The organism is uncultured Campylobacter sp. (genome assembly GCF_937997595.1).
Classification (GTDB): Bacteria; Campylobacterota; Campylobacteria; order Campylobacterales; family Campylobacteraceae; genus Campylobacter_B.
Genome location: NZ_CALKTS010000292.1, coordinates 1 through 5,456, shown reverse-complemented (window position 1 = coordinate 5,456; position 5,456 = coordinate 1). Strand labels below are relative to the sequence as shown.

Here is a 5,456-nt window from a genome sequence, read left to right as displayed (position 1 = left end):
TCGTAGTCGGCGTGGAAAAATTTCTCGTCCGCGAGCTTTACGATTAGATCGTCAAGCCATTTGCGAAGCTCGTCGTTGCCCTTTTTGACCGCAGGCGCGATGACGTCCTGATCGCCCAGCGAGCGGATACCTACCTTAAAACCAGGGTTTGATTTCGTCCACGCAAACAAAAGCGTATTATCATGCGCGATAGCGTCGCCCCTGCCGTCCAGCATCGCACCGAAAGTCTCGGTATTTTGGTCAAATTTTAAAAGCTTGATCTCGGGATGGTTTTTCGTAAAATACAGATCCGCGGTCGTGCCTTTGTTGATTAAAAGCGTTTTGTCCTTAAGCTGCGAAACGTCGGTGATATCGCCATTCGGGCTCGCGACGCCGAGAGCTACCTTCATATACGGCAGCGCGAAATCCACGACCTCTTTGCGCTCCGGCGTGACGGTAAAATTTGCAAGCGTGATATCGACCTTATCCGACGCTAAAAATTCCGCGCGATTAGCCGCCTCTACGAGCACGAACTGCACTTTGTTTTCATCGCCCAAAAGCTCCTTTGCGATGCGTTTTGCAAAATACACATCATATCCCGCGTTTTTGCCCGTCTCGTCAATGTAGCCAAACGGCGGCTTATCGCCGAAAACGGCGATCCTCACTACACCGCGTTTTTTAACTCCGTCTATATAGCTTTGCGGAGCGGCGGAACCTTGTGCGGAATTTGAGGAGCCTTTGCCCTCGTCGTTGCAACCTGCGAAAAATAACGCAACTAAGATAAAAAGCGTGCTTAGCGTTTTTTTCATCTTTTCTCCTTTATTAAAATTTATTTTTTAAATTCGAACATATTTAGAAATTTCTTCGCACGCTCGCTCTTCGGAGCGGTAAAGAACGCCTCCGGCTCGTTAATCTCGACGACGCTTCCCTCGTCCATAAAAACTATGCGATCGGCTACGGCGCGCGCAAAGCCCATCTCGTGCGTTACGATTAGCATCGTCTGCCCCTCTTTGGCAAGATTTAGCATTACGTCGAGCACCTCGCGCACGATCTCGGGATCAAGAGCTGCGGTAACCTCGTCAAAAAGCATGATCTTGGGCTTCATCACCAGGCTTCGCACGATTGCGATGCGCTGCTTCTGCCCGCCGCTAAGCTCTTTGGGGTAGGAATTCTCCTTATCCGCAAGACCTACGATCTTTAGCCATTCGCGCGCTAGAGTTATCGCTTCCTCTTTCGGGACGTTTTGCACCTTCATCGGGCCCAGGATTATGTTATGCAGAACGCTTAGATGATCGAAAAGCTCGTAGCTTTGAAAGACCATACCGATCTTTTGCCTGATCCTGCGCCACTCTTTGAAATTTTGATCGATCCGCTCGCCCTCGATTATAAAATTTCCGCTTTGTACCGGCTCTAAGCCGTTGATCGTGCGAAGTAGGGTGCTTTTGCCGCAGCCGCTAGGACCCAGGATCACCACGACTTCGCCCTGCGCGACGCTAAGGCTGACGTCCTTTAGCGCGTGCAGCTCGCCGTAAAATTTATTAACTTTATCGATTTTTAAAATTTCCATCAGCTCCACCTGTTTTCTAGTTTTTTCGAAAGCGCCGAGATCGGATAGCAGATCAAAAAATATACGAAAAATATCGCTCCGTAGATGATTAGCGGCGCGTAATTGTCGCGAAAGACATTCACTTCGATGATCTGCTGTCCGACTTTGACGAGCTCGATGACGCCGATTAGTACGGCGATCGAGGTTGTTTTTATCATCCTGCTGAATAAATTTATCGTTGCGGGCACCAGGCGCCTCATCGCAAGCGGCAGGATGACGTAGAGATAAATTTGCGATCTGCTAAATGCGAGCGCTTCGGCGCTTTCGAACTGATGCTTGGGGATGCTAAGCACGGCGCCGCGCACCAGATCCATCATCTCAAAAACACCCCAGACGCTAAAGACGATGATCGAAGCCGCGATATTTGAGATGTGGATGCCAAAAGCCTTGCTCGCGCCGAAATATACGATAAATAGCCAAACGATGGGTGGCATGATACGCACGATCTCTAGGCAAATTTTAAGCGGGATGTATAAGACTCTGCGCCCGGAGGCCATTAAAATTCCAAGTACCAAGCCTAGGGCGAGCGAAACCGCGATCGAGATGAGCGCGATTTGCAGCGTAACTCCGAGTCCGCCAAGAAGTCTGATTAAATTTTCGCCGCCGAATAGTTCCATCGCTAGCCCCTCATATACGCAAGGCGCTTTTCAAGCAGCGTAAGCGCTAGCGAAAGCGGCAGGATTATGATCAGATACGAAATGCTTAACATAAATAGCGCCTCGTTCGTCTTGTAATACAGCCCGATAATGTCCTTTGCGGCATAAACGAGATCGGCGAGCGCTACGATGCTAACGATCGAAGTTTCTTTAAGCAGAAAGATTATGTTTGCGCTGATGGAGGGCAGGGCGATCGCAAAGGCGCGCGGCAGCACGACGTAAAAGACTATCTGCGCTTCGCTTAGCCCCAGGCTCATCGCGCTTTCGATCTGGGATTTTTTTATCGCCTCAAAACCGAGCCTAAAGCTCTCGCTCATGTAGCTGCCGCCCAAAAAAGCAAGACCTACGATCGCGCAGGTAAAGCCCGAAATTTGAACGCCCAGCTTCGGCAGGCCGTAGTATAGAAAAAATAGCTGAATTAAAAGCGGAGTATTGCGCGACAGCTCGATATATGCGCTCACAAGCGGGCTTAGCAGCGACAATCTTTTATATTTTATCAGTGTGCAGATAAAACCGATGATGATGGATAGTAAAATCCCGTAAAATGCGAGCTTTAGCGTTAAAATTCCCGCCTTTACGAACATAGGGCTAAATTTAGCTATAAAATCAAAATCCATAAATTCTTCTTTCCGTAAGATATGCGTATTATACAGATAACTGATTAAAATAGTATTAAATTAGAATTTTTTTATAAAGATTCCGAAAATTTAGGAGTTTAAAAATATATCTTATAAATATATTTAGTCCGAGCAGATACCCGGACTATAGAATTTTGACGGAATTTTACGAGTAAAAAATATACGCGTATCCCGAAACCAAAAACGCGGAGAATATCGCTAGAATTCCACCACTTCGTACCATTTCCGCCTGGCGAATGCGTCCCGTTCCGAAAACCAAAGCATTTGGCGGCGTCGCTACCGGCATTATGAAAGCGCAGCTTGCGCCCACACCGATTACTATAGTAAGAGTTTCTTTTGGCAGCCCCATCTGAGCCGCTACTCCCGCAAATACTGGTACTAAAAGTGCAGCAGAGGCGGTATTGCTCGTAAATTCCGTAAGGCAGATGATGAAAACTGCCGTTACCAAAAGTACGATGTAAGTAGGCGCTCCACCGAAAGTGTGCGCGACTAGATCGCCAAGCACCTTAGAAGCTCCAGAATCGCCTAAAACCGCACTTAGAGTAAGTCCGCCGCCAAAAAGCAGCAACACGCCCCATTCGGTGTTTTCGGCGATGTCGTGCCATTTGGCAAGCCCTAGTATGACGATTACGACTGCCGAGCAGATCGCGACGTAAGCATCGTCCACTTTAAAGCCCACAAGGGCTGAAATTTGTTTCGAAAATATCCAGCCAAGCGCCGTTAGAGCAAATACGACGATCGTAATAATGCGCTCGCGCGTCCAAGGGATATGCTCCAGATCCATCTCTATTTTATGACTTAAATTTGGCTTGAAAATTATATAAAGCACCACAAGCATTATCGGTAGCATCACGCACATTAGCGGCAAACCTACCTTCATCCAGTCCGCGAAGCTGTAGTGCAAGGCTTGAGCCACGATTAAATTTGGCGGAGATCCCACGAGCGTGCCCAGACCTCCGATGCTTGCAGAATACGCGATGCCTAAAAGCAAAAACACAAGCGTGCCGCGATCTTTGCTCTCGTCCATGTTGGCGCAAATTCCAAGCGCGATCGGAAGCATCATCGCAGCAGTTGCGGTGTTTGAAACCCACATCGAAAGGATCGCCGTAGCAAGGCAGATTAAAATCGCAGCTACACCCAAGCGACCGCCTGCGCGGGCGATTAGCCACATCGCGATCTTTTTATCGAGCTTTTGCATATGCAGAGCTGTTGCCAGAGCAAAACCGCCGAAAAAGGTAAAGATCGTAGGGTTTGCAAAATTTGCAAGCGTGCTTTTGATGGTGGCAGCCGTGAAAGTGCCATCTTTAGCGAATTTGCCAAGTCCGATAGCTACCGCAAGCACCGGCACCATAAGCGCGGTTACCGTGATATGCACGGCCTCTGTAAGCCACATAATCGCGATAAAAGCAAGCAGCGCAAGGCCTTTTTTGACATTAGGCTCAAATGGTAACGCGGCATATAGCGCAAAGCCCACAGCAGCGGCAATCGCCATAATGATGACGCCGCGCTTAGGAAACGGCACGGTATCGGTGAGCCTGTCTAAACCCAGCTCGTCTACGTCTGAGTCCAGTGGTCCTTGTAAGCGGGAGTTGCGTAACTCCACTTTGTGTTCTTCCATAGATACTCCTTTTTTGGATTTGGCTTATGATACAAAAATGAGGCGGGAATTTTATAAATTCCAAATCAAATCGTCTTAAATTTTTAAAAGCGTAGTTACTATCGGTAACACGGCACTTATCTCGTGTGTAAATTTTAAATTATAGATAAAAACGAGCAACTAACTAAACGCTTTAAATTTCATCACAGATTGTTTTTTAATGGCTCTGGCATTTAAATTTGCTAGCTGCCCAAGGGGGCGGCGTAGAATTTCGTCGAATTCCGTGCTGGCAATCAAGATAGAATTTTATCCAAGGCGAGTGAGATAAAATTCCAAGTCTTGTCGCGAAATTCATCGAAATTTCAAAAAAAGGATATTATAATCGGCAAATTTTAAATGCGCTTGTAAGCGAGCTTGGCGGAAGATGCTTAAAGATAGCAAGCGGTAAAATGGCAAAAGCGGCGGCGGTGGAAAGCCCGAAATTATAAATTATAAGGAGAAAATGTGAAAAACAAAATTTTAATCGCGGCGTTTGCCGCTGCGGTATGCGTGAGTTCAAGCTTTGGCGAGGGAATATTTTTAGGTATCGAGGAAGATTATTCTTTTAAATCCAGCATCACTACTAAATGGTCTGACGAGGACGATTCTGGCACGAATAAAGATAATAAGGGGCAGGCTGCGCTCGGCTTTAAAGGCGGTTACGATTTCGGTATAGCTAGGGCGTACGGCGAGTACTTGTATGATTTCAAAGCTTCGAAAACTGGCACTGACGAGGACATCATATTTAAACACGAGTGGAATAAGCATAGCTTGCTCGTAGGCGGGGATTTTACGCCTGAGATTACGAATGGCTTTAAACTCGTAGCGGGCGCATATACAGGAGTTTCATTTTTGAAATATAAAATTTATTCATATGACGAATCTGACGGAAGCAGCGATTCGCTTTCAAAGACTCTGCCTGGCTGGGTCATCGGTGCAAG

Annotated in this window: 6 protein-coding genes; 1 reads left to right on the top strand and 5 read right to left on the bottom strand. The window is 47.2% G+C overall.

Going from position 1 to position 5,456, the window contains the following annotated elements; all coding sequences use genetic code 11:
- The 5 genes from Q0614_RS09780 to Q0614_RS09760 form a co-directional block, all read right to left on the bottom strand.
- A partial coding sequence (locus tag Q0614_RS09780; RefSeq protein ID WP_298788373.1) for a cysteine ABC transporter substrate-binding protein occupies positions 1 to 788 on the bottom strand: 788 nt, incomplete at its 3' end.
- A 20-nt stretch (positions 789 to 808) separates the two neighbouring features.
- Entirely contained in the window at positions 809 to 1,546 is a 738-nt protein-coding gene (locus Q0614_RS09775; RefSeq protein ID WP_298788371.1) for an amino acid ABC transporter ATP-binding protein, read from the bottom strand.
- On the bottom strand, positions 1,546 to 2,202 hold the full coding sequence (locus Q0614_RS09770) for an amino acid ABC transporter permease (RefSeq protein ID WP_298788369.1): 657 nt from the start codon (positions 2,200 to 2,202) through the stop codon (positions 1,546 to 1,548). Before Q0614_RS09770 ends, Q0614_RS09775 begins: the two co-directional genes overlap by 1 nt.
- 2 nt (positions 2,203 to 2,204) lie before the next feature.
- Positions 2,205 to 2,858 carry an amino acid ABC transporter permease gene (locus Q0614_RS09765; RefSeq protein ID WP_298788367.1) on the bottom strand — a complete coding sequence of 218 codons (654 nt, stop codon included), beginning with the start codon at positions 2,856 to 2,858 and terminating at the stop codon, positions 2,205 to 2,207.
- Between the two features lie 166 nt (positions 2,859 to 3,024).
- Positions 3,025 to 4,371, bottom strand: a complete 1,347-nt coding sequence (locus tag Q0614_RS09760) for a DASS family sodium-coupled anion symporter (protein WP_005873052.1) — start codon at positions 4,369 to 4,371, stop codon at positions 3,025 to 3,027.
- Positions 4,372 to 4,980: 609 nt separating this feature from the next.
- Here Q0614_RS09760 and Q0614_RS09755 point away from each other — a divergent pair.
- The coding region (locus Q0614_RS09755) for a hypothetical protein (protein WP_298788365.1) at positions 4,981 to 5,456 on the top strand (476 nt) is incomplete at its 3' end.

Excerpts from the sequence above, each read along its gene's own strand:
- Q0614_RS09775 (WP_298788371.1), bottom strand. The coding sequence starts at position 1,546 with ATGGAAATTTTAAAAATCGATAAAGTTAATAAATTTTACGGCGAGCTG.
- Q0614_RS09765 (WP_298788367.1), bottom strand. The coding sequence starts at position 2,858 with ATGGATTTTGATTTTATAGCTAAATTTAGCCCTATGTTCGTAAAGGCG.
- Q0614_RS09770 (WP_298788369.1), bottom strand. The coding sequence starts at position 2,202 with ATGGAACTATTCGGCGGCGAAAATTTAATCAGACTTCTTGGCGGACTC.
- Q0614_RS09760 (WP_005873052.1), bottom strand. The coding sequence starts at position 4,371 with ATGGCGATTGCCGCTGCTGTGGGCTTTGCGCTATATGCCGCGTTACCA.